The 26,036-nt window shown below is 73.0% G+C and carries 24 protein-coding genes; 12 read left to right on the top strand and 12 right to left on the bottom strand.

The features are described 5' to 3' along the window. The first annotated feature begins 121 nt into the window (after positions 1-121). On the top strand, positions 122-1,180 hold the full coding sequence (locus OG439_RS00475; RefSeq protein ID WP_326947368.1) for a type VII secretion protein EccE: 1,059 nt from the start codon (positions 122-124) through the stop codon (positions 1,178-1,180). 67 nt (positions 1,181-1,247) lie between these two features. Here OG439_RS00475 and eccD read toward each other — a convergent pair whose 3' ends face one another. The 6 genes from eccD to OG439_RS00445 are packed head-to-tail and all read right to left on the bottom strand — an operon-like array spanning position 1,248 to position 6,716. Continuing rightward, positions 1,248-2,621, bottom strand: coding sequence for a type VII secretion integral membrane protein EccD (gene eccD, locus OG439_RS00470; RefSeq protein WP_247062821.1), 1,374 nt, complete (start codon positions 2,619-2,621; stop codon positions 1,248-1,250). A 37-nt stretch (positions 2,622-2,658) separates the two neighbouring features. Then, positions 2,659-2,979, bottom strand: a complete 321-nt coding sequence (locus OG439_RS00465) for a YbaB/EbfC family nucleoid-associated protein (protein WP_247062813.1) — start codon at positions 2,977-2,979, stop codon at positions 2,659-2,661. Then, positions 2,976-3,449, bottom strand: a complete 474-nt coding sequence (locus OG439_RS00460; protein ID WP_326947367.1) for a hypothetical protein — start codon at positions 3,447-3,449, stop codon at positions 2,976-2,978. The genes OG439_RS00465 and OG439_RS00460 overlap by 4 nt, the downstream gene beginning before the upstream one ends. After that, positions 3,443-4,807, bottom strand: a complete 1,365-nt coding sequence (locus OG439_RS00455; protein ID WP_326947366.1) for a WXG100 family type VII secretion target — start codon at positions 4,805-4,807, stop codon at positions 3,443-3,445. Before OG439_RS00455 ends, OG439_RS00460 begins: the two co-directional genes overlap by 7 nt. A gap of 3 nt (positions 4,808-4,810) precedes the next feature. After that, a complete protein-coding gene (locus OG439_RS00450; RefSeq protein ID WP_326947365.1) occupies positions 4,811-5,899 on the bottom strand; it encodes a WXG100 family type VII secretion target in 1,089 nt (362 codons plus the stop codon). Positions 5,900-5,939: 40 nt separating this feature from the next. Next, complete coding sequence (locus OG439_RS00445; protein ID WP_326947363.1) at positions 5,940-6,716, bottom strand: WXG100 family type VII secretion target; 777 nt, start codon at positions 6,714-6,716, stop codon at positions 5,940-5,942. 141 nt (positions 6,717-6,857) lie between these two features. Between OG439_RS00445 and eccCa the strand changes: the two genes are divergently transcribed. Both eccCa and OG439_RS00435 read left to right on the top strand, forming a co-directional pair. Then, positions 6,858-10,787 (top strand): type VII secretion protein EccCa, encoded by a 3,930-nt coding sequence (eccCa, locus tag OG439_RS00440; RefSeq protein ID WP_326947362.1) that lies wholly within the window; start codon positions 6,858-6,860, stop codon positions 10,785-10,787. 93 nt (positions 10,788-10,880) lie between these two features. After that, the gene (locus OG439_RS00435; RefSeq protein WP_326947361.1) at positions 10,881-12,569 is read left to right on the top strand and encodes an arabinofuranosyltransferase; all 1,689 of its coding nucleotides are present in this window, start codon (positions 10,881-10,883) and stop codon (positions 12,567-12,569) included. A gap of 4 nt (positions 12,570-12,573) precedes the next feature. On the opposite strand, the gene OG439_RS00430 is transcribed toward OG439_RS00435, so the two are convergent. Further along, a complete protein-coding gene (locus tag OG439_RS00430) occupies positions 12,574-12,933 on the bottom strand; it encodes a hypothetical protein (RefSeq protein WP_326947360.1) in 360 nt (119 codons plus the stop codon). 208 nt (positions 12,934-13,141) lie between these two features. On the opposite strand from OG439_RS00430, the gene OG439_RS00425 reads away from it, so the two are divergent. From OG439_RS00425 to OG439_RS00415, 3 genes are read left to right on the top strand one after another with little or no spacing between them, the layout of a single operon-like run. Further along, on the top strand, positions 13,142-13,819 hold the full coding sequence (locus tag OG439_RS00425) for a S1 family peptidase (protein WP_326947359.1): 678 nt from the start codon (positions 13,142-13,144) through the stop codon (positions 13,817-13,819). A gap of 57 nt (positions 13,820-13,876) precedes the next feature. Next, positions 13,877-14,320, top strand: coding sequence for a YdeI/OmpD-associated family protein (locus tag OG439_RS00420; protein WP_326947358.1), 444 nt, complete (start codon positions 13,877-13,879; stop codon positions 14,318-14,320). Beyond that, complete coding sequence (locus OG439_RS00415) at positions 14,320-14,796, top strand: nucleotidyltransferase domain-containing protein (protein WP_247062797.1); 477 nt, start codon at positions 14,320-14,322, stop codon at positions 14,794-14,796. The genes OG439_RS00420 and OG439_RS00415 overlap by 1 nt, the downstream gene beginning before the upstream one ends. On the opposite strand, the gene OG439_RS00410 is transcribed toward OG439_RS00415, so the two are convergent. Then, complete coding sequence (locus tag OG439_RS00410) at positions 14,793-16,256, bottom strand: class I adenylate-forming enzyme family protein (RefSeq protein WP_326947357.1); 1,464 nt, start codon at positions 16,254-16,256, stop codon at positions 14,793-14,795. The genes OG439_RS00415 and OG439_RS00410 overlap by 4 nt on opposite strands. Positions 16,257-16,693: 437 nt before the next feature. Between OG439_RS00410 and OG439_RS00405 the strand changes: the two genes are divergently transcribed. The 6 genes from OG439_RS00405 (at position 16,694) to OG439_RS00380 (ending at position 20,934) form a co-directional block, all read left to right on the top strand. After that, positions 16,694-17,038 (top strand): WXG100 family type VII secretion target, encoded by a 345-nt coding sequence (locus OG439_RS00405; protein ID WP_256475974.1) that lies wholly within the window; start codon positions 16,694-16,696, stop codon positions 17,036-17,038. Positions 17,039-17,055: 17 nt separating this feature from the next. After that, entirely contained in the window at positions 17,056-17,358 is a 303-nt protein-coding gene (locus OG439_RS00400) for a hypothetical protein (protein WP_072480751.1), read from the top strand. Positions 17,359-17,458: 100 nt separating this feature from the next. Then, the gene (locus OG439_RS00395; RefSeq protein ID WP_247062789.1) at positions 17,459-17,842 is read left to right on the top strand and encodes a hypothetical protein; all 384 of its coding nucleotides are present in this window, start codon (positions 17,459-17,461) and stop codon (positions 17,840-17,842) included. After that, entirely contained in the window at positions 17,839-19,155 is a 1,317-nt protein-coding gene (locus OG439_RS00390; protein ID WP_326947356.1) for a WXG100 family type VII secretion target, read from the top strand. The genes OG439_RS00395 and OG439_RS00390 overlap by 4 nt, the downstream gene beginning before the upstream one ends. Positions 19,156-19,231: 76 nt before the next feature. Continuing rightward, on the top strand, positions 19,232-20,572 hold the full coding sequence (locus tag OG439_RS00385; RefSeq protein ID WP_326947355.1) for an alpha/beta hydrolase: 1,341 nt from the start codon (positions 19,232-19,234) through the stop codon (positions 20,570-20,572). Beyond that, positions 20,569-20,934 (top strand): hypothetical protein, encoded by a 366-nt coding sequence (locus OG439_RS00380; RefSeq protein WP_326947354.1) that lies wholly within the window; start codon positions 20,569-20,571, stop codon positions 20,932-20,934. The genes OG439_RS00385 and OG439_RS00380 overlap by 4 nt, the downstream gene beginning before the upstream one ends. A gap of 262 nt (positions 20,935-21,196) precedes the next feature. Here the strand turns inward: OG439_RS00380 and OG439_RS00375 are convergent, their stop codons facing one another. The 4 genes from OG439_RS00375 to nadA form a co-directional block, all read right to left on the bottom strand. Further along, positions 21,197-22,354: a S8 family serine peptidase gene (locus OG439_RS00375; protein ID WP_442792320.1), complete on the bottom strand. Its 1,158-nt coding sequence runs from the start codon at positions 22,352-22,354 to the stop codon at positions 21,197-21,199. A 94-nt stretch (positions 22,355-22,448) separates the two neighbouring features. Then, positions 22,449-23,342 (bottom strand): carboxylating nicotinate-nucleotide diphosphorylase, encoded by an 894-nt coding sequence (nadC, locus tag OG439_RS00370; RefSeq protein ID WP_326947352.1) that lies wholly within the window; start codon positions 23,340-23,342, stop codon positions 22,449-22,451. Further along, positions 23,339-24,982 (bottom strand): L-aspartate oxidase, encoded by a 1,644-nt coding sequence (locus OG439_RS00365; RefSeq protein ID WP_326947351.1) that lies wholly within the window; start codon positions 24,980-24,982, stop codon positions 23,339-23,341. The genes nadC and OG439_RS00365 overlap by 4 nt, the downstream gene beginning before the upstream one ends. Next, complete coding sequence (gene nadA, locus OG439_RS00360) at positions 24,979-25,992, bottom strand: quinolinate synthase NadA (protein WP_326947350.1); 1,014 nt, start codon at positions 25,990-25,992, stop codon at positions 24,979-24,981. Before nadA ends, OG439_RS00365 begins: the two co-directional genes overlap by 4 nt. Between the last annotated feature and the right edge of the window lie 44 nt (positions 25,993-26,036).

Raw genomic sequence — 26,036 nt, 5'->3', positions numbered from 1 at the left:
GCGTACCGACCCTCCGAGCCGTTGATGCTAAGCACCCGATCCGGGCACGGCGAGGGTAATTTTTACGCCCACGCCGTATCTGGGGAGGTACTAGCGTCCGGGACCGGGGAAAGGGGAACCTGTGTCCGTCGGAACCGCTGAATCCACCGTCCGCCCGGCGCCGCCGCGACCCGCTCGCGCGCCGCTGCCCTGGCTGCTGCCGATCCGGCCGCTGCAGGCCGCGGTGTGGGAGATCGCGGCCATCGCCGCGCTGCTCGCGTGGACCGTCGGCGGCCTCGCGCAGCCGGTCAGGATCGGCGTCAGCGCCGCCGCCGGGCTGGTGGTGCTGCTGACGTCGGTGCGGTTCGCCGGGCGGCACCCGGCCGGCTGGACGCTGACGTGGATCGCCTACCGCCTGCGGCGCCACGACACCCGTCACGACAGCCCAGACCCCTTGATGCGCGTCGCCGGGCCGGTGAAGGTGCGCCAGCACGTCGACCGCGCGGGCAACCGCTTCGGCGTCGCGGAGGTCGACGGCGGGTGGAGCGCGCTGGTGCGCCTCACGCCCGGGTCGGGCTCGCCCTCGTCCGCGGTGCTGGTGGACATCCTGCGCGCGGCCTACCGCCGCACCGACGTCCCGCTGGCGTCGGCGCAGCTGCTGACGTGGGCGGTCCCGCGCGGCGACCAGGTGCTGCGGGTGCGCTGGCTGGCCGTGCGCTACCGCCCGGACCTCGCGCCGATCGCGGCGCTGGCCCGCGGCGGCGGCGATCTGGGTGCGTTGCGCAGCACGGCGTCGGCGGCGCTGAGCCTGATGGGCGAGCTGGCCGAGGCCGGCTACCCGAGCACGGTGCTGGAGGCGGGCGAGCTGGGCCAGGAGCTGCGGGTGGCGCTGGGCGTCCAGGGTCCGTCCGCCGCGCAGGCCGACCACTGGCGGGCGTGGACGTGGGGCGAGGCGAGCCAGATGTGCTTCATGCCGCGTTCGGTGCGGACGCTGGACGTCTCGGTCCCGGAGGCGGCCTTCACGGCGACGTCGTACACGCTGCGCCGCACGGCGGCGGGCAAGGAGCACGAGGAGCTGACGATCCGGGTGGGTGGCCGTCCCGGCAAGCCGGTGCCGTCACCGGGCCACTCGGCCGTCCCGCTGCACGGCCGGCACGGCGCCGGAGTCCGCCGCACGCTCCCGCTGGCGCTGGACTCCTGAAAGCCGTGAAGGCCTCCTTACCGGCTCTTATGGCCGGTAAGGAGGCCTTCACGGCTTTGGACCAGCGTCAGCCGCGGACGGCTTCGTAGACTCCGGCGATCATGCCGACGAACGGGACCAGCGAGAGCAGCACCAGGAACTCCGAGACGTCCAGCAGCCGTGACCAGTACGGCGATCGCAGGCCGCGCGCTACCCGGGTGGCGTAGGCCAGGCAGATCGCCGCGGCGAGGACGACCGCGCAGCCCGTCGCGAAGATCGCCGTGCGGTTGCCCGAGGCCACCAGCCAGCCGCCCGCGACGACCAGGCTCGTGATGCCGAAACCCACCAGCACCAGGCGTTGGGTCTTCCCCGCGTACGACCGCGACCGCAGGATCCACGCCAGGCCCAGCACCGCCGCCAGCCCGGCGTCCCACGGGCCGCCGGTCGCCAGCACCACCGTCGAGAACAGGACCACCAGGCCCAGCGCCACCAGCAGGCCCGTCAAGACGGCTTGGGCGCGCGACGTCCGGCCGAACATCTCGTCGCCCAGCGACGGCTGTTCGTCGGCGCGGAAGGCCTCCATGTCCTCCGGCACCCGCGGCAGCGGAAGCCGCGCGAGGCGCAGCGCCAGCATCGGGGCCACCGCGGCCAGCGCCGTGGCGAGCACGGCGGCCACCGCCGCGGCCGCCACCGGAGTGGTGCCGGCCAGCAGCACGACCCCGGTCGTCACCGCGCCGAAGCCGGCCGCGACCGTGATCGCGACGAACCACGGCAGCCGGTCGGCGACCGAGACCGCCGCGAGCACGCCGTAGATCGTCACGGCGGCGAAGCCGGCGGCCAGCGGGCCGGCCGACAGCGAGAACAGCGGGTGCGGCGGCAGCACGGACATCCCGGCCAGCAGCGCGACGCCGACCCCGGCGAGCGACCCGGCCGCGCCGGCCTCGGCGTCGCCGTACGCGCGGCTCAGCGCGCCGCCGCCCAGGAGCAGCACCAGCGCCAGCAGCCCGGTCCCGATCGGGGCCAGCACGCTGCCGGACGCCGCGGCCTGCACCAGCAGCCCGCCCGCGAGCAGCAGCACGACCGCGGCCACCAGCCCGGACCGCCGCGCGACCGACGGACCCCAGCCGCCGTTCGAGTCGGCGACGCTGGCGATCGAATCGATGACGTCGTCGAACAGCAGCGGACCCCGCGGGCGTTCCCGCGGGGTCAGGTGGAGGACTTCGCCGTCGCGGATCTGGGCCGCGGCGACGCTCAGGCCGAGTGCGAGTGGCGCCCCGCCGAGCCGGGAGAGCACCCAGCCGGGATGGTCGGCCGACGCCTGCCCGGCGGCTCCGGCCAGCCGCACCAGCTGCGGCACCAGCTCGGCGAACGTCGATTGCTGCGGCAGCGCGACGTCCACCCGGGCCCGCGGCGTGACCACCGTGACCCGGCGGGTCGTCCCCGTGATCGCGGCGGCCGTCATCGTGGCGCCTCCGCGGGAAAGAACACGTCGGCCGTCATCAGATGTTCTTGGCGGCCGAGATGACCGGGGCGAACTTCGCGTTCGAAGCCTCGGCGAGCTTCGTGAGCCCGGCGTTCACCGCCTCCAGCACGATCTCCGAGAGGTTGCGGGCGTCGTACTCGCGGATCGCGCGGGGGTCGATGTCGATCGAGGTGAACCGGCCGTCGCCGCGGAGGGTGACGGTGACCTCGTTCTGCCGCGAGTGCGCCTTGACCTCCATCGCCTCGACCGTGCGCTGGATCCGCTGGACCTCTTCGGTCTGCTTGCGCACCTGCGCCAGCAGTTCGTCCATGTCCGGCACCGCGTACGGATCGGTCACTGTTGTCTCCCTTCGTGCTGGCGGACGTGGACGCTGCCGACGAACCGCTGGAAACCGGGTGAGAGCGCCCGCGCGGTCGCGGGCGCGGCCGTGCAGGCGAGCTCGAGCACCAGCCGCTGCTCCGGCGTGGCGCCGGGGACGGTCAGGTGCACCTGGGTCTGGATCAGCTCGGTGCCCTCGCCGGTGCGCAGGCGCAGCAGCTGCATGACACCGGGCGCGGCCGGGGCGCCGACGTCCCGGTGGCTGAGGACGTCGAGCCCGGCCGAGCTGAGGGACAGGCGCTCGACGGCTTCGGCGGCGATGTCGTCGATCGACTTCGCGTCGGGCCGCTGCTGCACGCTCACCGTGATGTTCGGGACGAACTCGCCGGCCGGCGCGTCGTGCACGGCGACGAACACCGCGCCGGAGTCGCCGGGGTCGACGGCCGTCCAGCCGTCGGGGATCACGAAGTCCAGGGGAAGGGTCACCACGCCCCCACCGACGAAACCGCGTCGTCCCAAGCGGAACCGACGGCGTTGGCGGCGTCGTGCGCCGCGGTGCCGACGTAGTCGGCGGCCGCGCCGCCGTACTCGCTGATCGTGTGGCCGACCTTCGGCAGGTCGATGTCGATCTTCGCGCCGACGCCCGCGCCGAAGCCGAGCGCGGCGCCCGCCTTGAAGTTGACCTTGAGGTGGCCGGCGTCGTAGACGGCCTGGGCGTCGAGCTGCGCGCCGATGCCGTACTGCAGCGTGCCGTTCGCGCCGACGCCGATGCCGGCGACGTCCGCGGCGACCTCGCCCTCGACCTTGCCGCCGACGAAGACGTTCGCGTGCGCGCCGACGCCGTGCGCGCCGAGGGTGCCGGACGCGCTCGCCTCGCCGCCGGCGAACACCGTGCCCTTGGCGTGCGCCGACGAGACACCCCAGTCGCCCTTGAGCTCGCCCTCTTCCTTCACCGCGGCCAGCTCGGTGTGCCCGGACGCGCCGACGTCCCAGCCCTTCGACGTGATCTTCCCGTCGTACTCCGGGGTGAGCCCGTCCTGGTCCTGCTTGAACTTGTAGTAGGTGATCTCGGTGTTGTTGCCCAGCTTGTCCTTGAGCCCCTCGGGCTTCGGCTGCCCGAACGGCGTGTCCGCCTTCTTCGGCGCGCGCGTGCCTTCGAGGCCGTCCCAGGTGAGCTTCTTCCAGCCCGAGTTCTTGAACCACGACGGCGCGTCCCGCGGCCGCTTGCGCCCGTCGAGCGGGCTGCCGTTGAGCCAGCCCAGCGGGCCCGCGGTCTTCTTGCCCAGCTTGTACTCCAGCCGCTGGGTGCCCTCGGGCGGGAACAGCTCGGCGAGCGCGTCGGAGTACTCGTCGACGACCTGGCGGGCCGCCTGGACGCTCTGCTCGCCGAGCTGGCGGGCGGCCTGGATGAACGCGCCGACCGAGGCGGAGTTCACCGCGCGGGCCTGCGCGGTCAGCTGCTGGGCGTACTGGTCGAACTGCGCGAGCACCGAGTCGACGGCGGCCTTCGCGGACTGCACGAGCTGGGCCGCCGTGCTTAGCCGTTTCGCCTGGTCGTCGAGCTTCGTGGCGGCGTCGGTGAGCTCCCCGCCCAGTTTCTGCGCCGCGGTGGCGAACGCGGTGTAGGCGTCGCCGTCCCAGTCCGCGTGCAGCGTCTTCGCGGACTCGTCGATCTCCTTGGCCTTGCCGGAAACCGTCGAGGCCTGGGTGGCGACCCGCTGCGACGCCGCGCTCAGCGCGCCCGGGTCACCCGTGACGCGCCGCTGGCACTCGACGAGGACCTGCCGGTACCCGGACAGCACGGAGCTGACCACTCCCGACGCGTCGACGACCCCCGAGCCCGTCATCGGCTAGTTCCCGGCCGCGTCGTAGCCGACGTGCTGGCTGAAGTGCTTTCCGTCGTAGTCGAGGTTGATGTCGACGTCGAAGTCCTGCCCGCCCGGAGCCTCCACAGTGGACTCACCGGTGGTGAGGTTGGTGTGGATGACGACCTCGTTCGCGCCGCCGGCCGCGCCCGCGCCGCCGGTGACCGGGGCGGGCTGGGTGACGGGCTGGGTGACCGGCGCCGGCTGGGTCGGCACGGTGGCGCCGTTCTGGGCCGGGTCCACGGCGATCCAGCTGTTCGACGGGTCGAGCGGGGTGCCGTTGGCCGTCACCGGCGTCGTGGCTCCGGTCGCTCCGGTGCTGGAACCGCCGCCGGTGGCGAGCGCGGGCGGGGTGTAGTCGGTGAACGAAGGCTGCTGCTGCGGGATCCCCCCGCCGCTCCCGCCCGCCACCGCCTGCTGCCCGGCCGGGCTCGCCACCGACGACGGGGCCTGCGGGGCCGTGACCGGGGTGGTCCCGGCCGACGGCGTCGTCGCTCCCGCGGTTCCGGTGTCGTGGTGGAACAGCTTCTCGATCTCCCCGATGACCGTCGCCAGCTGGGTGATCTGCTGGGCGAGGTCGGTCGCGCCGAGCGCCTTGAGCAGCGCGCCGATCGACGTGATGAAGGCCCGCAGCGACGCGCTCGTGCCGGTCGACAAAGCGACCGCCGCGCCGTAGGTCCACGGGTTCGACATCAGCGAGGCGACCGTCGGGTTCACCGCGGCGACGACCGCGCGGTAGGCCTCCTGCGCGGTCTTGATCAGCGTGCCGGAGATGCCGAGCAGCTCGGCACCCTTCTGGACCACGCCGATGATCTTGGTGAGCTGGTCGAGGGAGTCGGTGATCTTCTTCAGCGCCGACTCGCTCGCCGCGCCCGACCAGATCTTGCCGAGCTGGTCGGCGGCCTTGGACAGCTCGGTGTACATGCTCAGGAACTGCTCGGCCTTCTTGACCAGGTCGAGCACGTGCTGGGCGATCTGCTCCGGCTGGCCGGTGACGATCTGCGGCAGGATGGTGATCGGCCCGCCCGAGGACGCGGTCGCGTCCATCGCGCTGGAGTTCGGGAAAGTCAGCATCGGACGACCTCACAAAGTCTCATCGGGCGGGAAACACAGCTCAGACGACGGAAGCGGGCCGGTACACACTGACTTTCGCCAGTCCGCTGATGCGGGCGTCGAGGAGCCCGTGGTTGTACAGGCGGCCGCCGTCGCCGGCGACGCCGATGACCGGCTGGCGGTCGGAGAACAGCAGCGGCTCGACCACCACGACGTCCCCGCTGTGCACGCCGCCGGGGACGTCGGAGAACGTGCGGGCGGTGCCGGCGTAGACCTCGATCAGCCCCATCCGCGCCTGGTTGTCGGCGTCGCCGGCGAGCCAGTCGTTGAAGTCGGCGACCCCGTGGAAGCGGGTGTCGGTGATCGGGTGGTCGCCGAGCTTGCCGAGGTCCGCGTCGCCGAGGTAGCGCAGGACGTTGCCGACCGACGACGGCTCGCCGTGGGCGCCCGCGCTGTCGTTGATCGCCAGGGTGGCGAGCTCGGAAGCGTGCGAGTTCCCCCAGATCGACGCGGGCGGTGTGGCCCCGCCGGTCGCGGTGCCGCCCCCGTAGCCGGTGGCGACGTCCTGGTCCGCCGCCTGGTAGGCGTCGGCGCTGGCCTTGACGAGCCCGTTGATCTGCTGCAACAGCTGCAGGAGCGTGCGGACCGCGGTGATCTGGCCGGAGTGCAGGGCGGCGTTGGCGGCGGCGACCGCGCTGCCGAACGTCGCGAACGACGTCGGCTGCACGACCAGGCGTTCCAGATCGGCCACGGCGTTGATGCCGTGGGCGATGATGCCCCCGACGTTGCCCACGGCGGAGCGCATCGCCTCGGGCTCCGCCCGGTACTCGCCGGCCATGGCTCTCCTTCCGCGGATGGCTGCTCGGCAGAGCGTAAGTTCGTCCCCGGAAGCGGGCGGACGGCAAAAGTACCCACCGCGAGCGGGCGGTGAGTGGCCAAAATACCGGGCAGAGCCGTCCCGATCTGGAGTTTTCGCCGCATGAGCCTTTCGCCCGAGCGCCCGACCGAGATCGTGCTGCAGTCGCCGCCGATGCTTCCGAAGAGCTCGTCCGGCGGGATGATGCAGCTGATGATGTTCCTGCCGATGATGCTCGGCATGGGCGCGATGTCGTTCGTCTACATCGGACGCGACGGCGGGGTGATGACCTACATCTTCGGCGCGTTGTTCATCTGCGCCATGGGCGGCATGGTCGTGATGTCGCTGGGCCGCGGCGGGATGGCGAAGAAGGCGCAGATCAACGACGAGCGCCGCGACTACCAGCGTTATCTCACCGGCCTGCGCGGCCAGGTCCGGGACATCGCCGACGGCCAGCGCGCCGCGATGGTCGCCGTCCAGCCCGACCCGGCCGACCTGTGGGCCTACGTCGAGACCGGGCAGCTGTGGGACCGGCGGCGCACGGACGGGCAGTTCGCGCAGGTCCGCGCGGGCACCGGGCCGCAGCGGCTGGCGACGCCGTTGAAGGCGCCGCAGACCGTGCCGCTGGAGGACCTGGACCCGGTGTCCTCGACCAGCCTCAAGCACTTCATCCGCACCTACTCGACGGTCGACGGGCTGCCGGTGGCGCTGTCGCTGCGGTCGTTCGCCGCGGTGAGCCTGGCCGGGCGCCGGCCGGACGTGCTCGGCCTGGCGCGGGCGCTGCTGTGCCAGCTCGCCACCTTCCACTCCCCCTCCGACCTGCGGCTCGCGCTGTGCGTGTCGCCGGATCGCCGGCACGACTGGGAGTGGCTGAAGTGGCTGCCGCACGCGACGGCCGCGACGGCGTCCGACGCCGTCGGCTCGCGGCGGCTGGCCGCCGACACCGCGGCCGCGCTGGCCGAGCTGCTCGGCCCGGACCTGGGCGAGCGCCCGGTGTTCAGCCGCCGCGCGGCGAGCGAGCTCGACCTGCCGCACCTGGTGGTCGTCGTCGACGGCGGCAACGCCCACGGCGAGCCCCGGCTGATCGGCGTGGACGGCCGGCTCGGCGTCACGGTGATCGAGGTCGGCGCGGAGCACCCGCGGACGTACTCGACCGAGAAGCTGCTGAGCCTGCACACCACCCCCGACTCGCTCGGCATGGTCGTCGGCGACGCCACCGAGCAGCGGCTCGGCTTCCTCGGCCGCCCCGACGTGCTCGACCGCGGCGCCGCCGAAGCGCTGGCCCGGATGCTGACGCCGTTGCACACGCCCGCGGCCGTCGTCGGCGAGAAGCCGATGTCGGCGACGTTCGGGCTGTCCGGGCTGCTCGGCATCGGCGACCCGCGCGACACCGACACCGCCGTGACCTGGGCGCCGCGGGCGGCCCGGGACCGGCTGCGGATCCCGCTGGGCATCAACCCGGAGGGCCGGCCGGTGGAGCTGGACCTCAAGGAGTCGGCCGAGGGCGGGATGGGCCCGCACGGCCTGGTCATCGGCGCGACCGGATCCGGCAAGAGCGAGCTGCTGCGGACGCTGGTGACGGCGCTGGCCGTGATGCACTCGTCGGAGACGCTGAACCTGGCGCTGATCGACTTCAAGGGCGGCGCGACGTTCGCCGGGATGACCGGTCTGCCGCACACGTGCGCCGTCATCACGAACCTGTCCGACGACCTCGCGCTCGTCGACCGGATGGCCGACGCCCTGAACGGCGAGCTGCTGCGGCGGCAGGAGCTTCTGCACTCGGCCGGGAACTACGCGTCGGTGCGGGACTACGAGAAGGCCCGCGCGGACGGCACGCCGCTCGACCCGCTGCCGTCGCTGCTGGTCATCATCGACGAGTTCAGCGAGCTGCTGTCCGCGCGGCCGGAGTTCATCGACCTGTTCGTCGCGATCGGCCGGCTCGGGCGCTCGCTCGGCATCCACCTGCTGCTGGCGTCGCAGCGGCTGGAGGAGGGCCGGCTGCGCGGGCTCGACTCGCACCTGTCCTACCGCGTCGGCCTGCGGACGTTCTCCGCCGCGGAAAGCCGCGCGGTGCTGGGGGTCGCCGACGCCTACCACCTGCCGCCGGTGCCGGGGTCGGCCTACCTGAAGGCCGACACCGACACGCTCATCCGGCTCAAGGCGGCCTACGTCTCGGGTGAGCTGCCGCCGCGCAGCACGGTCGTCCGCGAAGACGGCCAGGCCTTGGGCGTCCTGCCGTTCTCGCTGGCCCCGGTCGAGATCCCGGTGACGACCGAGATCTCGGAAGCCCCGGTCGCGCCGGACGGCACCGGCGAGACCATCATCCACGCGATGCTGTCGCGGCTGGAGGGCCGCGGCCCGTCGGCGCACCAGATCTGGCTGCCGCCGCTGGCCGAACCGCCGACGCTGGACCAGCTCCTGCCGCCGCTGGGCGAGGACGCCGCGCGCGGCCTGTGCCCGCTCGGCTGGGGCGGCAACGGGAAGCTGACGGTCCCGGTCGCGCTGGTGGACAAGCCGTTCGAGCAGCGCCGCGACATGCTGTGGGCCGACTTCTCCGGCGCGGGCGGGCACGCGCTGATCGTCGGCGCCCCGCAGACCGGCAAGTCGACGCTGATGAAGGACATCGCGGGCATGCTCGCGCTGACCCACACCCCGGCCGAGGTGCAGCTGTTCGTGCTGGACATGGGCGGTGGCGCGCTCGCGCCGATCGCCGGGCTGCCGCACACCTCCGGCTACGCGACCCGCCGCGACGCCCAGCGCTGCCGCCGCGTCGTCGCCGAGCTGACGACGTTGCTCGAACAGCGCGAGGAGTTCTTCGCCGCCAACGGGATCGAGTCGATCACGACGTTCCGCCAGCGCCGCGCGGAGTTCACCGAGAGCACCGAAGGCCGCGAGTTCGGCGACGTCTTCCTGTTCGTGGACAACTGGACCACGATCCGCCAGGAGTACGAGCAGCTGGAGGAGCAGATCACCGGGCTGGCCGCGCGCGGCCTCGGGTTCGGCATCCACGTGATCGTCTCGCTCAACCAGTGGATCGGCGTCCGCGCCCAGCTGCGCGACGCCATCGGCACGCGCTTCGAGCTGCGCCTCGGTGACCCGATGGACTCCTCGATCGACCGCAAGGTCGCGATCAACGTCCCCGCCGACCGCCCCGGCCGCGGTATCACCGCGGAGAAGCTGCACTTCCTCGCGGCGCTGCCGCGGATCGACGCCGACCAGCGCCCGGAGACGATCGGCGCGGGCGGCGTCGACCTGACGCGCCGGATCAACGAGGCCTGGCAGGGCCCGCGCGCGCCGCAGGTCCGGCTGCTGCCGCCGGAGGTGCCGCTGGACACGCTGGCCGCGGGCCCGGGGAAGCAGGTCACCTTGGGCATCGCGGAGTCGACGTTGCGCCCGGTCTACCTGGACTTCGCGGCGGACCCGCACTTCGTGGCCTTCGGCGACGTCGAGTCGGGCAAAAGCTCGCTGCTGCGGGCGATCGCGACCGGCATCACCTCGGCGTACACGCCGGAGGAAGCGGCGATCATCGTCGCGGACTACCGCCGCGGCCTGCTGGGCGCGATCTCCGAGGAGCACCTGCTGGGCTACGCGGGCGCGGAAGGCAAGCTGACGGAGCTGATCGCGGACTGCGCCACGGCGATGCGCAACCGCTTGCCGGGCCCGTCGGTGACGCCGGAGCAGCTGCGCAACCGCTCGTGGTGGCGCGGTCCGGAGCTGTTCGTCCTGGTGGACGACTACGAGCTGGTGGCCACGGTCGGGCGGAACCCGTTGCAGCCGCTGCTGGAGTTCCTGCCGCAAGCCAGGGACATCGGCCTGCACGTGATCATCGTCCGCGGCTCCGGAGGTGCGGGGCGGGCGCTGTTCGAGCCGGTGCTGCAGCGGCTGCGGGAGCTGGGCTCGCCGGGGCTGATCATGTCGGGCACCAAGGACGAGGGCGCGCTGCTGTCGGACGTCAAGCCGTCACCGCAGCCGCCTGGTCGCGGAACGCTGGTCTCGCGCCGCCACGGCACGGGTCTGGTGCAGGTCGCGTGGACCAAGCCCGTGGAGTCCTGACCGCACCGCGCTACAGTTCCCGCCTGCGCCATCGCGGGCGCGGCCGGCTTCCCGGGCGCGCGCGGGCGCCGGTGTCTTCCCAGGGAGCTGTCCGTGAAGACCGTGGTCGTCGAGGAACCCGCCGCCGTCTCGCCGTGGCGGCTCGTCAACCGCGTGACGCTGGGGCTCACCGTGGCCGGGTTCGCTGCCGCGGCCTGGGATCGGCGGTGGATGAGCGACGACGGCCTGATCGTGCTGCGGACCGTGCGGCAGCTGCTGGCCGGGAACGGGCCGGTCTTCAACGTCGGCGAGCGCGTCGAAGCGAACACCAGCACGCTCTGGACGTACCTGCTGGCCGCGTTCGGCTGGGTCCCCGGCGTCCCGCTCGAATGGGTCGCCGTGGTCACCGGGCTGCTCTGCTCGGCCGCCGGGTTGCTGCTGGCCCTCGACGGCGCCCGCCGGCTCAGCGGCGGGTTCACCCTGCCGGCCGGCGGGCTGGTCGTGCTCGCGCTGCCGCCGTTCCGGGACTTCGCGACGTCCGGGCTCGAAACCGGCCTGATCCTCCTGTGGCTGGGCGGCACGTGGTGGCTGCTGGTCCGCCGCGCCCGGCGGCAGCCGTCCGGTCCACTGTGGACAACGGCCGTCGTGGTCGGCCTCGGCGTGCTCGTCCGGCCGGATCTCCTGCTGTTCAGCGTCTTCGCCGGGATCGGCCTGCTGGTGCTGGAGTGGCGGGGCTGGCGGCCCGCAGTGACCTGGCTCGTGGCCGCCGCCGCGCTTCCGCTGGCGTACCAGGTGTTCCGCATGGGTTACTACGGCCTGCTGACGCCGAACACCGCGCTGGTGAAGGAGGCGTCGAGGGTGCGGTGGGATCAGGGTTTCGCGTACCTGGACGACTTCTTCACGCCGTACCTCCTGTGGATCCCGCTGGCGTTGTGCGCGGTGGCGGCGCTTCTCCGGCGCTTCTCCTTCGACCGCCGAGTGGCCGTCGTGTGCGCGGTGCCGGTGGTGGCCGGGCTCGGCCTGGCGCTGTACGTCGTCCGCATGGGCGGCGACTTCATGCACGCCCGGATGCTGCTGCCGGCGCTGTTCTGCCTGCTGCTGCCGGTGATGACGGTCCGGCTCACCCGCGCGTCGGCGCTGCCGGTGGCCGCGCTGGGCGCCTACGCCCTGATCGCCGCCGGCGACCTGCGGACCGCCTACGCCGACCTGCCGGCGCCACTCGACGAGGCGACGGGAATCGCCGACGAGCGCGCGAGCTACGTCGTCGCCAGCGGCCACGCGAACCCGGTCCTGGCCACGGACTTCACGCAGTTCACGGCGATCGCCGACCGCATCCGCCCGCAGCTGGCGGCGGAACCGGGCCCGGTCATCTTCTGGGACGACGAAACGTGGCACGCGTACCCGTCGGCGGCCGGCCACAGCACCGGGACGTTCTTCAACATCGGCGGCCCGGGCCTGCTGCTGCCCCTCGACGTGGCGGTCCACGACCCGATCGGCCTGGCGGACCCGCTGGCCGCGCACACGACGCCGTACCCGGACCGCCGCGTCGGCCACGACAAGTACGCGGGCCCGATCTGGACGGTGGCGGACCAGGGCGTCGGCACCCCGGCCGGCTTCCCGCCGGACCGGCTGGCGGCGATCCGCCGGACGCTGGCCTGCCCGGAGGTGCGCGAGATGCTGGACTCGGTCCGCGCACCGTGGACGTTCGAGCGCTTCCGGGACAACCTGGCAGGCGCGTTCACCCGCACCGGCCTGCGCTACGACCACGACCCGGTGAAGGCCCAGTACTGCGGCTCGGCTTGAGCCCTCAGCGCGCGGGCGCGGTCATCTCGGCCGCGAAGCGGTAGTAGCAGACCGCCCGCGGCTTGCCCCCGGCGCCGCTGACCGAGATCGGCGTCATGACCTGGACGCGCGCGCCGGGAACCGGGCGGGCGGCGGCCTGGCAGCGGTCCAGGATCGGCTGGTAGGACACGCCGATGTCGAGCCCGTGCGCTTCACCCGCGGGCAGCTGTTCCCGGAACGGCTGCCGCCACCACACCATGCAGGCGGCGAAGACGATCAGCCCGAACACGAGCGCCACGATCGCGACGCGGCCGACCGGCCGACGGCGAGCTTCGGTGCACATCAGCTCGTCGAACAGTTCCGGGTCGTGCTCCGGTGCCGCCATGGTTCCCCCTCGCGCGTGGCCGCGGGCACTGTAGCCCGTCCCGGCCACCGGGCCGGCGCGCGTTCACCGTCGGCGACTTTCCGACTTCGGTAGGTTTCGGAAAATTCCGGCGCAACTTACCTTGGGCTGATCGTCCCGCTCGGGACGGATCACCAGGCCGAAGGGCATTTTCATGCGAATGTCGAGGGCTTCGAGGGCGGTTGCCGCCGTGGGTGCCGCTGCCGCCGCGTTGAGCTTGGTCTCCGCGGGAGCCGCGGACGCCCAGCAGGACATCATCGGCGGGAGCACCGTCTCCTCCGCGCCGTGGGGCGCGCAGATCTACTGGAACAACGTCACCACCTACGGCGGTTTCGAGTGCTCCGGGACGATCATCGCCCCGCAGTGGGTGCTCACCGCCCAGCACTGCCTGAACTCGCCGGGCATGCACGTGAAGGTCGGCAACGTGACCCTCCAGCAGGGCACGAACGCCGTCGTCGACCAGCAGAAGGCCTCGCCCAACGGCGACGTCGCGCTGCTGCACCTCACGACCGCGGTGAACACCACCTTCATGAAGCTCGGCACCGGCAACCCGCCGTCCGGGTCCACCAACCAGATCTACGGCTGGGGCCGCACGCAGGGCACCAGCCCGCCGTCGAGCACGCTGAAGACCGCCAACGTCCGCGTCACCGGCACCAGCACGGACGCCTTCGGCGGCACGGCCATCGCGAGCCAGGGCGTCAACGGCTCGGCCTGGCACGGCGACTCGGGCGGCCCGGAGCTCTACAACGGCGTCCAGGTCGGCGTCTGCTCCACCGGCAACAACTCCGGTTCGAACCCGCAGGGCACGCAGAACTACGCGAGCATCGCGTCGAGCCGCAGCTGGATCCGCACCACGGCCGGCGTCTGACACGCGCCCCGCGCCGGCCTCACCGCCCGGGAGGCCGGCGCGGGGCATACTCGCCCCATGAAGTTCCGCACCACGGTCCTGCTCGGCGGCAAGACGGCGACCGGCCTGCCGGTGCCCGGCGACGTCGTCGAGGCGCTCGGCGCCGGCAAGAAGCCCGCGGTCACCGTCACCCTCGGCGGCCACAGCTACCGCACCACGGTCGCGAGCCGCGGCGGGCAGTTCCTCGTGCCGCTCAGCGCCGAGAACCGCGAGCAGGCCGGGGTCGCCGCGGGGGACGACGTCGACGTCGAGATCGTCCTCGACACCGCCCCGCGCGAGCTGGAGATACCGGACGACCTGGCCGCCGCGCTGGCCGCCGATCCCGAGGCGCTGAAACGGTTCGAAAGCCTGTCCTACAGCCGGAAGCAGGGGTTCGTGCTGCCGATCGGGCAGGCGAAAACCGAGGAGACCCGGCAACGGCGGATCGCCAAGGTCGTCACGGACCTGCGCGCCGGGAAGTGATGGACGCCCGCACGGTCCTGCGGGTGCTCGAAACCCTGGCCCCGGCGCGGGTCTGGCTCGCCGGCGGCTGGGGCGTCGACGCCCTGCTCGGCCGGCAGACGCGCGAACACCGCGACCTCGACCTGCTGCACCGCCGGGAGCAGGAGCCCGCGGTGCTCGCGGCGCTGGCCGAGCTCGGCTACCGCGAGACGCTCGACCTGCGCCCGGTCCGGTTCGTCCTCTCCGACGGCGGCACCGAACTCGACCTGCACCCGCTGGTCTTCGCCGCGGACGGCTCAGCCGTCCAGGCCGCCCCCGACGGGACTTTTCCTTACCCAGCCGGGTGTTTCGTCACCGGCCGGATCGACGGCGTCGAGGTGCCGTGCGTTTCCGTGGCCCAGCAGGTGTTCTTCCACCAGGGGTACGAGCCGGCCGGGCGCGACCTCGCGGACATGCGGGCCCTGCGCGAAGAGTTCGGCGTCGACACCCACTTCTAGTCCACAATGGACGCCCGGAGCGCCGCCTTGTCCGGCTTCCCCGACGGCGCCACCGGCACCGCGTCCACCAGCTCGAACCGCGCGGGTACGGCCGCCTCCCCCAGCTCGGCCGCCACGCCCTTGCGCACCTCGGCCAGGTCCGGCGAGCGCCCCGGCACCGGCACCACGAACGCCACCGCCGCCTCGCCGGTCAGCGCGTCCGGCACCGCGACGACGTACGCCTGGTCGACGTCCGGGTGCGCGGCGATCGCGTGCTCGATCGGGCCGGTGTAGTGGATGATCGCGTTGACGATCACGACGTCGCGGGCGCGCCCGGACAGGTGCAGGTAGCCCTCGGCGTCGAGGTGCCCGAGGTCCTGGGTGCGGACCCAGCCCTCGCGCAGGACCTCCGCCGTCGTGGTCTCGTCGCGCCAGTAGCCCGCCAGCGCGGACGGCGTGCGCACCCAGACCTCGCCTTCCCGCCCCTGGGCCACCGCCGCCCCGGCGGCGTCGCGAACCTCGATCTCGACGGTGTCGCACGCCTTCCCGACGGATCCGGGCCCCTCGTCCGCCCCGCAGACCGTCAGCATGCCGGTCTCGGTCTGGCCGTACGCGTGGTGCATCGCGGGCCCGATCAGCTCGGCCGCCTCGGCGAGCTTGTGCGGCGGCACCGGCGACCCGGCCACGATCAGCGTCCGCAGGTCGCTCAGGTCGACGTCCTCGGCCCGCAGGGTGTCGAGGACCTGGTGCAGCCGCGGCACGGTCATCAGCGCCGCGCTCACCCGCAGCCGCGGCAGGATCCACGGGAAGTCCGGGAGCCCGTCGGGGATCACGGCCGTGCCGCCCGAGAGCAGGCAGAGCGCCAGCTGTTCGAGCATCACGGCGCTGGAGAGCGTGCCGAACAGCAGGAACCGGCTGAACCCCGCGCCGAGCTTCTCGTGGGCCGAGCCGGGCACCGGGGCCTGCCAGACGCGGCCCTCGCTCAAGGCCCGGTAGTCGAAGGCGACGCCCTTCGGGACGCCGGTGCTGCCGCTGGTGAACACGACCGTCGCGATGTCGTCGGGCCGGCCCGCGGGCACCGGCTCCTCGTACGCGGCGAGCAGCTCCGGCCCGATCCGCAGGATCAGCGCGCCGGCGACGGTGCCGAGCAGCTCGGGCGACTCGGTCGCCTCGTCGACCACGAGCGCGTCGATGTCCTCGACGATGTGCCGCAGCTGCGGCACCGGCAGCCCGGCCCGCACGCAGACGACCCGGCAGCCGAGCACGTGCGCGGCGATGATCGCGGCGAAGCCCTCGGGCGTGACGGCGGTGGCGATCCCGACGCCGGCGCCCGGCCCGAGCCCGGCGGCCCGCAGCCCGGCGGTGAACCGGCCGACCAGCTCCTTCAGCGACGCCCGGGTGGTCACCGCGTCCCCCCGCTCGAACGCGGGCACGTCCGGCGCGCGGTCCAGTTCGGTGAGCAGAGCGTGCGGGTGGACCATCTCGGGCCGCCTTCCGTCCGGGGCCCCCGGGTCTACCGGGCGGATCTCAGAATTTCGGCAGAGACCACCCGGAGCCGGGTCGGCGTGTTGACCACCGTGCGATCATCTACGAGCAGCCCGAGCACCGACGCCGCGCACCGCAGCGCCGTGCTCCGGCGAGCACGACCAGGGGGCGGTGCCACGACCGGAGCGTGACCAGCGGATTTCCCTTGTCTGCCATGGCATACAGCCTGGCCGGGACGGTCACGACGGGCACTGGAGCGCGCCCCCGTTCGGGGGCTGGGCGGGCCCCGCCGGGTCCCTGTGGGTAATAGTGCCGTCAGCACGACCGGCAGTTGTGCCGTTTGACCACACCCCCCTTCTTTCTAGCGTGACTTTCACACCGCGCGGATCACCGCGCCAGGGGAAATTCGCTTCAGGAAGGAGGTGGCCCGTCGATGTCCAGTCCGGGATTCCAGGCAGATTCCGCTGCTATGACGCGCGCCGTCCAGGGTTTCGAGGAAACCGCCACGAACGCCAAGTCCACGATGGCCAGCTTGGAGTCCGAGCTGACCGAGGCCCTGCGCAACTACAAGGGTGACCAGGCCGTGGCGTTCTGGGACCTCCAGCGCCGGCTCCAGGAGAAGATGACCACGGCCGTGAAGGAGCTCGACACCATGTCGCAGCTCGTCCACACCAGCCACGCGAACTACGGCCGCGGCGACTCCGACGTCCACCAGAGCTTCCAGGGGGTCGGCAACACCCTCGAGGGCTCGGGCGTGATCCCCCGCCTCAACCCCTGACCTGAGAGGACGTACCGATGGCCGACGTCGTCGAAATCAACTTCGCCGCGCTGCAGCACAGCTCGGCGTCCCTGGCCGCCAAGGCCAAGGCGCTCACCTCCCAGCTGGAGCAGCTGCACCAGAACCTCCAGCCCATCACCGCGACCTGGTACGCCTCCGGCAGCTCCGCCGGTGACGCGGCGCGCCAGTCGGAGACCCGGCTGCGCCAGGCCACCGCGGACATCGTCGCCATCATCGCGCAGTTCGGCGGCAAGGTCGGCGAGGCCCACGACCTCCAGCAGCAGCTGGAGAACCGCAACCAGGGACTGTTCGCGGGCTGATCCGCGCCCAGACGTCGGTCGGCCGGTGCGGGAAACCCCCCGCTCGCACCGGCCGACCGGCTTTCCCTCATCCCCCACGTGCGGACAGAGACGGGATCCGATGCACGACCAGTCGTACTACGTCCACCTGGAATCGCTGAAGGACTTCGTGCGGGAGCTGGAGACCCAGATCCAGGCGATGTCCAAACCGAACGACTTCCTGCTCACCCTCGGCGACGAGCCGCTGCTGTTCGGCGAGTTCGGCGAGGCCGGGTCGCTGGCCGACGCCAACCGCGCCGCGGTGTCGGAGATGCAGGGCCTGCTCGACCAGGTCCGCAGCGCGATCGGGTTCGCGCAGGACGTCACGAACACGGTCGCCGACGGCTACGCGAACGCCGACCAGTCGGTGGCCGGCGACCTGCACAGCTCGGGCGCCGTCACGGGCCTGCTGGACCCGGTGCTCGGCCTGCTCGGCCTCGGGCACAGTGACGGGAGCAAGGGATGACCCACCACCACGACACCACGGCCCACACGAACTTCGCCGCGTACAGCCATCAGCAGCTGTACGCGATGCTGCAGGCCGGCGACCCGAACAGCGCGCGGCACGCCGCCGACAAGTGGAAGTCCGCGTCGCTGCACCTGCACGAGCAGGCCCACAACCTGAACTCCGAGCTCACCGAGTTCAAGGACCAGTGGACCGGTGGCGCCGCCGACCAGTACCAGCACATGATCGTCGACCTCGCGAACGGCATCGCCAAGGTGGCGCAGACCGCCGAGGCGATGAACGTGATGCTCGACGACGCCGCCGACGCGCTGGTGAAGGCCAAGAAGGAGATGCCGCCGCCGGTTTCGGTGCCGGACGTCTCCCCCGCCGACGTCGCGCTCGCGGTGAACCCGCCGCTGCTGCCGCCGGACGCCTCGCCCGCCGTGATGCAGGCCGCCGCGCAGCAGCGCCAGCAGGCGATCTCGAACGTCGAGGCGCAGCAGTCCGCCGCGAACGCCGCGGGATCCGCGCACGGCAAGGCGATCGCCGTCATGACCACACTGGCCGGTGAGTACGGCGTCGCCGAGGAGTCGATCCCGGCGTCGCCGAACGCCGTCGAGACGCCGGTCGCCCCGCCCGCCGGTGGTGGCGCGGGCGGTGCCGGCGCGCCCGGGCTCGTCGGCAACAGCACGACCGATCCCGGCGTGGTCGTCACGCCGACCGACGGGCACCCGCTGCCCGGCGCCGACGGCACCACGCAGCAGCCCGGCACGACCGCGCCGACGTCGAACCCGCTGTTCGGCGACATGTTCACCGCCGGGCTCGCCGCGGCTTCGGCCGCCGCGTTCGGCCGGTTCGGCTCGATCATGCCGAAGGTGCCCGGCTGGGCGTCCGGCAAGGACCCCAAGGAGAACAAGGACGAGGCACCCGGCACGAAGCTCGGCGGCGGCGCCGGCGTCGAAGGCGGTGCCGGGGGCGGCATCCCGATCGGCGGGGGTGACGCGCCGTCGATCGGCGGCGGCATCGGGGGAGCCGGCGGGCTTTCGGCCGGCGGCGGCGCGGACGCCCCGGCGGCGCACTCCGGCCTGGCCGGCGACGGCGGCTCGGGCAACGCGCTCAGCGGCCTGGCCGGCAGCGCGGTCGGGGCCGCCGGTGCGGCGGCCGCCAAGAGCGCGATGCCGATGATGCCCATGATGCCGATGGGCATGGGCGGCGGCGGGGACATGGGCTCCGGCCGCCGGATCCCGGCCTGGCTGGTGGAGACGGAGAACGTCTGGGGCCAGTCCGCCCCGGTCGCGCCGCCGGTGATCGGCGAAGAGCCGGACGTCTACTGACCCGGTCGTGAGTGCGTAACAGTGTTCTAACACTGTTACGCACTCACGACCCCTTGCTGCAGAACGGAGGCGGGCCGTGACGGCTGCCGGGTATCGCGTGGCCCCCGCTCGCCTCGACACGGCGGCGGGAGAGTATGGCACGCGGGCGGAAGCGCTGTCTTCGGCGCAGTCCGCCGTCGCGGGCGAGAAGGTGCCGGCCACGGCCTTCGGGCAGGTCAACGCGGCCAAGGCGGCGGCCAAGACGTTCGAGAAGACGATGACGGAGCTGGGCTCGAAGCTCTCCGGCGACGTCACGCTCGCCAAGAAGCTCCAAAGTGGACTGACCGAGTCGGCGGCCGGCTACCGGCGGGCCGACGCCCAGGTCGCCGCGATGTACCGGGCCCTGCTGCCCGAGGATCCCTTGCCCAAGGCCGGAAACCCGGCCGGCATCGGCGGCGCGGCCGACACCGGCGCGTGGGGCCAGGCGATCGCGGCCAACCGCACGAAGGTCGCCGACGCGCTGACCGCCGAACGCTCACGGCTCGCACAGCTCACCGACGCCGACGACGTCAAGGCGTCCCAGGCCCGGATCAAGCTGTACGAGGACATCCTCGCGAACAACCGGCAGATCCTGAAGTTCGACCCGTCGGGCAACGGCCGGATCGCCGAGCTGGTCGGGCACATCGAGCCGGGCACGCGCGACGTCGGGCTGTTCGTGCCCGGCGTCAACACGCAGATGTCCAACTTCGACGCCTACGCCGGCCTCGGGCGCAGCCTGGTGGCCGCGGACCCGACCGGGCGCACCGCGATGGTCGTCTGGGCCGACGGCGTCTTCCCGCAGAACCCGGTGGTGCAGGGGCCGGACGCGAGCTACGCGCAGACGATGGCGCCGGACCTCAAGCACTTCACCGACGACCTGCGCGGCGAGATCGCGAGCCACGCCGGTTCCGACGTCACGCTGACCGCGATCGGGCACAGCTACGGTGGCGCGACGGTCGGGCTGGCCGAGACGCAGGGCCTCGACGTCGACCGCGTGCTGCACGTCGAGTCGGCGGGCATGGGCCACGGCGTCTGGTCGCCGGCGGACCTGCCGGCGAGCCAGGCGGGCGTGCAGCGGTTCTCGATGACCGCGCCGCTCGACCCGATCCAGATCGCCCAGGGCAACGCGTGGGGCCTCGAGTGGACCGGCATCGGCCACGGCGCCGACCCCGACACCTTCCCCGGCGTCACCGACCTGGAGACCGGGCGCGACGCGGCCGGCAACGAGATGTGGGGCCTGTCGTCGCACAGTGACGTGCTCAAGCCGGGTTCGGAGTCGTGGACGAACATCTACCGCGTCATCACCGGCGGCCCGACCACCGCCGACGGCACCTTCGACCCGCATGGCATCCTCGAGAACGGCGTCGAGTTCCTCAACGACGGAGGTGTGCTGCGATGAGCGTCGAACTGGACCGCCTGGCCGGCGAGCTGACCGGCGTGATCGACAGCGTCGCGGCCGTCTTCGGCTCCCCGGCGGACCCCACGGTCGACGGCGAGCTGGACGTCGACCCGACCAACCCCGGCCACCTGTGGTGCTGGCAGTACGGCGTCCGCCTGGAGCACACGGGCGAGCCGGAACGCCGCTTGGCCGAGGTGATCCTCCCGTCCCTGGAGGAGCGAGGCTGGCAGGCCCACGACCGCAGCACGGCCCGCGAACTCATCGCTCGCTTCAGCCGCGAAGGCGCCGACTTCACCGTCCACGTCGCCCGCGCGAGCCACGCGGTGGCGATCATCGGCTCGACCCGCCCCGTCCCCGCGTAACCCCGCGAGTTCCGCCTCCAATCACGCGAATCCCGTCCCGGATCACGCGAGTTCCGGCCTCCGTACCGTGAACCGACCCTCCGGGTACGCGAGCCGACCCTCCAGGCACGTGAACCGACCATCCAGGTACGCGAGTTCGCCGTTCCGGTACACGTGACTCGCGTGATCAGAGACGTATCTCGCGTGATCGAACGCGTAACTCGCGTACCCGGAGGGTCGGCTCGCGTACCCAGGCAGTCGGTTCGCGTGCCTGGACGGTCGGTTACGGGGTGAAGCGGGAGGGGCGCCAGCCCCGACGGCGGGCCCGGCGGACCGCGGCCACCGTGACTCCCGCCGCGGCCGCGAAGGCGACGCCCGCCAGGGCGATCGTGCCCGCGGCGACGTTCGAGGCCGGGCGGGCCGGGGCCGCGGCCGGGACCACCGCCGGGCCGGGAGCCGGGGCGACGGCCGAGCCGGGCGGCGCGACGTCGGCGGGGAGGGTCGAGGAGACGGCGGCGTAGGCGTCCAGGACTCCCCAGCCCAGCCGCGGGTCGTGGGCCCCGGACGGTGGGCGGTGCGCGGTCAACGTCAGCCGGGTGACGACCTGGTCGCCGGTCAGGTCCGGGTGGTACGCGCGGACCAGCGCCGCGACGCCCGCGACGTACGCCGCCGCGAGGCCCGGATCCGTCACCGGCCAGCGGTGCGCGACCGCGCCGCCCGCGCCGGCCGACGTGCTGACCAGCTCCGCGCCCGGCGCGGCGACGCCGACGTAGTCGCCCGCCTCGGTCTGCACCGGCTCGCCCGCCTGGTTCACCGAGCCGACGCCCAGCGCCCCGGACGTCGCCGTCGGGTACGTCCGCGCGCCCTGCTGGGTCGCCGTCGCCGCCGAGACGACCACCGCGCCTTCCGCCCGCGCCCGTGCGACCGCGCCGGACAGCGCCGGGCTGTCGAACGCCGCGGGGACGGCCACGAGGATGACGCCCGCGTGCCGGTCGACCGCCGTGTCGATCGCGCCGGCCAGCGCGCCGGGGTCGCCGCCGTCGTTGGACGAGCCGTTCGCCTGCGTGTAGCGGATCGGCAGCAGGTGCACGCCGGGCGCGACACCGGCGAACGTCGTCGACGGATCCGGCTGGGCGCCGACGATGCCGGCCGCGATCGTGCCGCGGCCGTCGCAGTCGGACGCCTCGGTGCCACCGCCGCCTTCGAGCTGGCCGGGCGCGAACTGGGAGTTCTGCCCGTCGACGCCGGTGCCGATGACGGCGACCAGCTGACCCTCACCGCGCGTCAGCGGCCAGAGCCGCGCCGGGTCGACCAGCCGCTGCCCCCACGGGACGCCGCCGGTGTACGTGCCGGACGGGTTCGCGCACTGGGCCTCGGGGGCCGCGGCGGCCGGGACGCCGAAAACGGCCGTCCCCGCGAGGAGACCCACCACCGCGAGCACCGCCGGAAACCGCACCCCGACCCTCCGAACCCAGACTGAAAACCGGTGGCGGAAAGGAACTTCCGCCACCGGCAGTCTAACGGGGAAACACCGTTCAGCGAAGGTCCATGCCGAGATCCAACGCGGGTGACGAGTGGGTCAAACCGCCCACCGACAGATAGTCCACACCGGACTCGGCGTAGGCCTTACCACGGTCGAGGGTGAGGCCACCAGAGGATTCCAGCCGCGTCTTCGGGGAGACGTCGTCGCGGCGCGCGACCGCCTGGGCGCACTCCTCCGGCGTGAAGTTGTCCAGCAGCACCTCGTCGGCCGCCGCCGCCAACGCTTCTTCCAGCTGCGCAAGCGAGTCGACCTCCACCTCGCACGGCAGCTCCGGCGCGTGCGCCCGGGCCGCTTCCAGCGCGGCGGTGACCGAACCCGCGGCGACTACGTGGTTGTCCTTGATCAGCACCGCGTCACCCAGCCCCAGCCGGTGGTTGACGCCGCCGCCGCACCGGACGGCGTACTTCTGCAGCAGCCGCAGCCCCGGCAACGTCTTGCGGGAGTCCCGGATCGCCGCGCCGGTACCGTCCACTTCGGACACCCAGGCGGCGGTCGCGGTGGCGACGCCGGAGAGGTGGCACAGCAGGTTCAGCGCCGTGCGCTCGGCCGTGAGCAGGCCGCGGACCGGCCCGCGCAGCACCAGCGCGGGCTCCCCCGCGACCAGCCGGTCACCGTCCTCGCGCCCGGCCAGCACTTCGTACCCGTCGCCCAGCACCATGTCGAACACGGCCAGCGCGACCGGCAGCCCGGCCACCACGCCGTCGACGCGCGGGGTCAGTTCCGCGACGGCGATCGCGTCAGCGGGCACCGTCGACGCGGTTGTCGCGTCGGGCCCGTACCGCAGGTCCTCGCCCAGCGCCGTCGTGACCACCCGCGTCACGTCTTCGACGTCGAGGCCGGACGCGGCGATCAGGCGCAGGACCGGTTCGGAGATCGGGAAAGTCATGCCACGCCCTCCAAGGGGATCGGGTCGGCCAGCACCGGCTGACCGGACAGGCTGAGCCGGATGTGCTGGCTGCGCCGCCAGGTCTCGGCCGGCGCGGGGAAGTCGGTCCGCACGTGGCAGCCGCGCGACTCGGTGCGCCGGTCGGCCGCGGTGAGCAACGCCTGCGCGACCACGGTCAGCGCCGCGTCTTCGACGGCCGCATGCGTCCACAACGGACTGTCCTGGGTGGACAGGTCGAGCACGGATCCGGCCGCCGCCAAGCCGTCGGCGTCCCGGCCGATCGCCGCGTACCGGCTCATCACACGCTGCAGCGCGTCGCGCTCGGCCGTCGGCGCGGTCGTCCACGACGGCACCTGCCCCCGCGACGGATCGGCCAGCAGCCCGGCCGCGAGGTCCGCCGAAACGGCCTCCGCGACGCGCTGCCCGACGACCAGGCCTTCGAGCAAGCTGTTGGACGCCAAGCGGTTCGCGCCATGCAGGCCGGTCCGCGCCACCTCACCGGCGGCGTAGAGACCGGGCACCGACGAGCGACCGTCCACAGTGGTCACCACGCCACCGCACGAGAAGTGCGCCGCCGGAGTCACCGGGATCGGGTCGCGGGCCGGGTCGAGCCCCAGCACCGCGCACGCGGCGAACACCGTCGGGAACCGCTGGGCGAACCCGGCGATCCCGGTGGCGTCGAGGAACACGTGGTCGTCGACGCCGCCCGGCGCCGTCAGCATCCGCCGGGTGATCGCCGCCGAGACGACGTCGCGCGGGGCGAGGTCGCCGAGCGGGTGCACGCCGTGCATCACGGACACACCGGCGCCGTCGACCAGGGTCGCCCCCTCGCCGCGCACCGCCTCGGTGACCAGCGGGCAGCGGCCGCGCGCGCCCGGCGTGTAGAGCACCGTCGGGTGGAACTGGACGAACTCGATGTCCGCCACCGTCGCCCCGGCCCGCAGCGCGAGCGCGAGGCCGTCGCCGGTGGCGATCTCCGGGTTCGACGTCGCCTGGTAGAGCTGCCCGACCCCGCCGCTGGCCAGCAGCACGGCCGGCGCCCGGACGACCCCGGGCACGCCGTTGCGGTCGAGCACCGTGACCCCGGCGACCCGCCCGCCCGGTGTGCGCAGCGCGTCGACGGCGATGTGGTGTTCGAGCACCGGCACCCGCGCCTGCCCGGCCTGCGCGACCAGCGCGCGCTCGACCTCGGCGCCGGTGGCGTCGCCGCCCGCGTGGATCACGCGGAACGCGCTGTGCCCGCCCTCGCGGGTCCGCGCCAGCAGGCCGTCTCCGGACGAGTCGAACGTCGCGCCGTCCGCCCGCAGCCGGGCGATCGCGGCCGGGCCGCCGTCGAGGATCGAGCGGGCGGCGACCTCGTCGACCAGCCCGGCGCCCGCGGTGAAGGTGTCCTCCGCGTGCTTCTCCACGGAGTCGTCGAGGTCGTGCTCATTTTCCAGGACGACGGCGACGCCGCCCTGGGCCCAGCGGGTGTTGCCGTCCGCGACCGCCGCCTTGGTGACCACCAGGACGTGCAGCCCGAGCGCCTGGGCCCGCAGCGCCGCGGTCAAACCGGCGACGCCGCTGCCGATCACGACCAGGTCGGCGCGCGCTTCCCAGACCGGGGTTTTCGCCTGTGGGTCATTAACCGGCGTGCTCATTCCGCGCCGCCGGGCTGCCCGATCTCGATCATCCGCTGCACCGAAGCGCGCGCCCGGGACGCCGTTTCGAGGTCGACGTGGACCTCGTCCAGGCCGTCGCGCAGGCACCGCAGCAGCGCCGCCGGGGTGATCATCTTCATGTACCGGCAGGACGCGCGGTCGTTCACCGCGCGGAAGTCGATGTCCGGCGCGGCCTTGCGCAGCTGGTGGATCATGCCGATCTCGGTGGCCACCAGCACGGTCTTGGCCTTGGTGTCGCGGGCCTCGTGGACCATGTCGCCGGTCGAGAGGATCTTGACCCGCTCCGGCGCCACCGCCCCCTCGCCGGCCAGGTAGAGCGCCGACGTCGCGCAGCCGCACTCGGGGTGGATGAACAGGTCCGCCTCCGGGTCCTCGGCCGCGCGCTCGGCCAGCTCCGCGCCGTTGATGCCGGCGTGGACATGGCACTCCCCGGCCCAGACGTGGATGTTGTCCCGGCCGGTGACACGCTTGACGTGCGCGCCGAGGAACTGGTCCGGCAGGAAGAGAACCTCCTGGTCAGCGGGGATGGACGCGACGACGTCGACCGCGTTCGAGGACGTGCAGCAGATGTCCGTTTCGGCCTTCACCTCGGCCGTGGTGTTGACGTAGGAGACGACGACGGCGCCCGGGTGCTCGGCCTTCCAGGCCCGCAGCTCGGCGCCGGTGATCGAGTCGGCGAGCGAGCAGCCGGCCCGCGCGTCGGGGATCAGGACGGTCTTCTCCGGGGCCAGGATCTTCGCGGTCTCGGCCATGAAGTGCACGCCGCAGAAGACGATGGTGGACGCGTCGCTGCTCGCCGCGATGCGGCTGAGCGCGAGCGAGTCGCCGGTGTGGTCGGCGATGTCCTGGATCTCCGGGAGCTGGTAGTTGTGCGCGAGCAGCACCGCGTCGCGCTGCTTCGCCAGGCGCCGCACCTCCTCCGCCCAGGCCGCGTTCGCCTCGACGCCGCCGAACGGCGTGAGACCTTCCGGAACCAACGTGGTGGTCATCTGGCCCTCCTGGACCTTTCTCCGGTTTTCGCCTTATAATCGAA

It is taken from the genome of Amycolatopsis sp. NBC_01307, assembly GCF_035975215.1.
GTDB lineage: Bacteria > Actinomycetota > Actinomycetes > Mycobacteriales > Pseudonocardiaceae > Amycolatopsis.
This window is presented reverse-complemented; position numbering and strand designations above follow the sequence as displayed.

Excerpts from the sequence above, each read along its gene's own strand:
- eccD (WP_247062821.1), bottom strand. The coding sequence starts at position 2,621 with ATGACGGCCGCCGCGATCACGGGGACGACCCGCCGGGTCACGGTGGTC.
- OG439_RS00455 (WP_326947366.1), bottom strand. The coding sequence starts at position 4,807 with ATGACGGGCTCGGGGGTCGTCGACGCGTCGGGAGTGGTCAGCTCCGTG.
- OG439_RS00450 (WP_326947365.1), bottom strand. The coding sequence starts at position 5,899 with ATGCTGACTTTCCCGAACTCCAGCGCGATGGACGCGACCGCGTCCTCG.
- OG439_RS00445 (WP_326947363.1), bottom strand. The coding sequence starts at position 6,716 with ATGGCCGGCGAGTACCGGGCGGAGCCCGAGGCGATGCGCTCCGCCGTG.
- eccCa (WP_326947362.1), top strand. The coding sequence starts at position 6,858 with ATGAGCCTTTCGCCCGAGCGCCCGACCGAGATCGTGCTGCAGTCGCCG.
- OG439_RS00430 (WP_326947360.1), bottom strand. The coding sequence starts at position 12,933 with ATGGCGGCACCGGAGCACGACCCGGAACTGTTCGACGAGCTGATGTGC.
- OG439_RS00420 (WP_326947358.1), top strand. The coding sequence starts at position 13,877 with ATGAAGTTCCGCACCACGGTCCTGCTCGGCGGCAAGACGGCGACCGGC.
- OG439_RS00415 (WP_247062797.1), top strand. The coding sequence starts at position 14,320 with ATGGACGCCCGCACGGTCCTGCGGGTGCTCGAAACCCTGGCCCCGGCG.
- OG439_RS00410 (WP_326947357.1), bottom strand. The coding sequence starts at position 16,256 with ATGGTCCACCCGCACGCTCTGCTCACCGAACTGGACCGCGCGCCGGAC.
- OG439_RS00405 (WP_256475974.1), top strand. The coding sequence starts at position 16,694 with ATGTCCAGTCCGGGATTCCAGGCAGATTCCGCTGCTATGACGCGCGCC.
- OG439_RS00400 (WP_072480751.1), top strand. The coding sequence starts at position 17,056 with ATGGCCGACGTCGTCGAAATCAACTTCGCCGCGCTGCAGCACAGCTCG.
- OG439_RS00395 (WP_247062789.1), top strand. The coding sequence starts at position 17,459 with ATGCACGACCAGTCGTACTACGTCCACCTGGAATCGCTGAAGGACTTC.
- OG439_RS00390 (WP_326947356.1), top strand. The coding sequence starts at position 17,839 with ATGACCCACCACCACGACACCACGGCCCACACGAACTTCGCCGCGTAC.
- OG439_RS00380 (WP_326947354.1), top strand. The coding sequence starts at position 20,569 with ATGAGCGTCGAACTGGACCGCCTGGCCGGCGAGCTGACCGGCGTGATC.
- nadC (WP_326947352.1), bottom strand. The coding sequence starts at position 23,342 with ATGACTTTCCCGATCTCCGAACCGGTCCTGCGCCTGATCGCCGCGTCC.
- OG439_RS00365 (WP_326947351.1), bottom strand. The coding sequence starts at position 24,982 with ATGAGCACGCCGGTTAATGACCCACAGGCGAAAACCCCGGTCTGGGAA.
- nadA (WP_326947350.1), bottom strand. The coding sequence starts at position 25,992 with ATGACCACCACGTTGGTTCCGGAAGGTCTCACGCCGTTCGGCGGCGTC.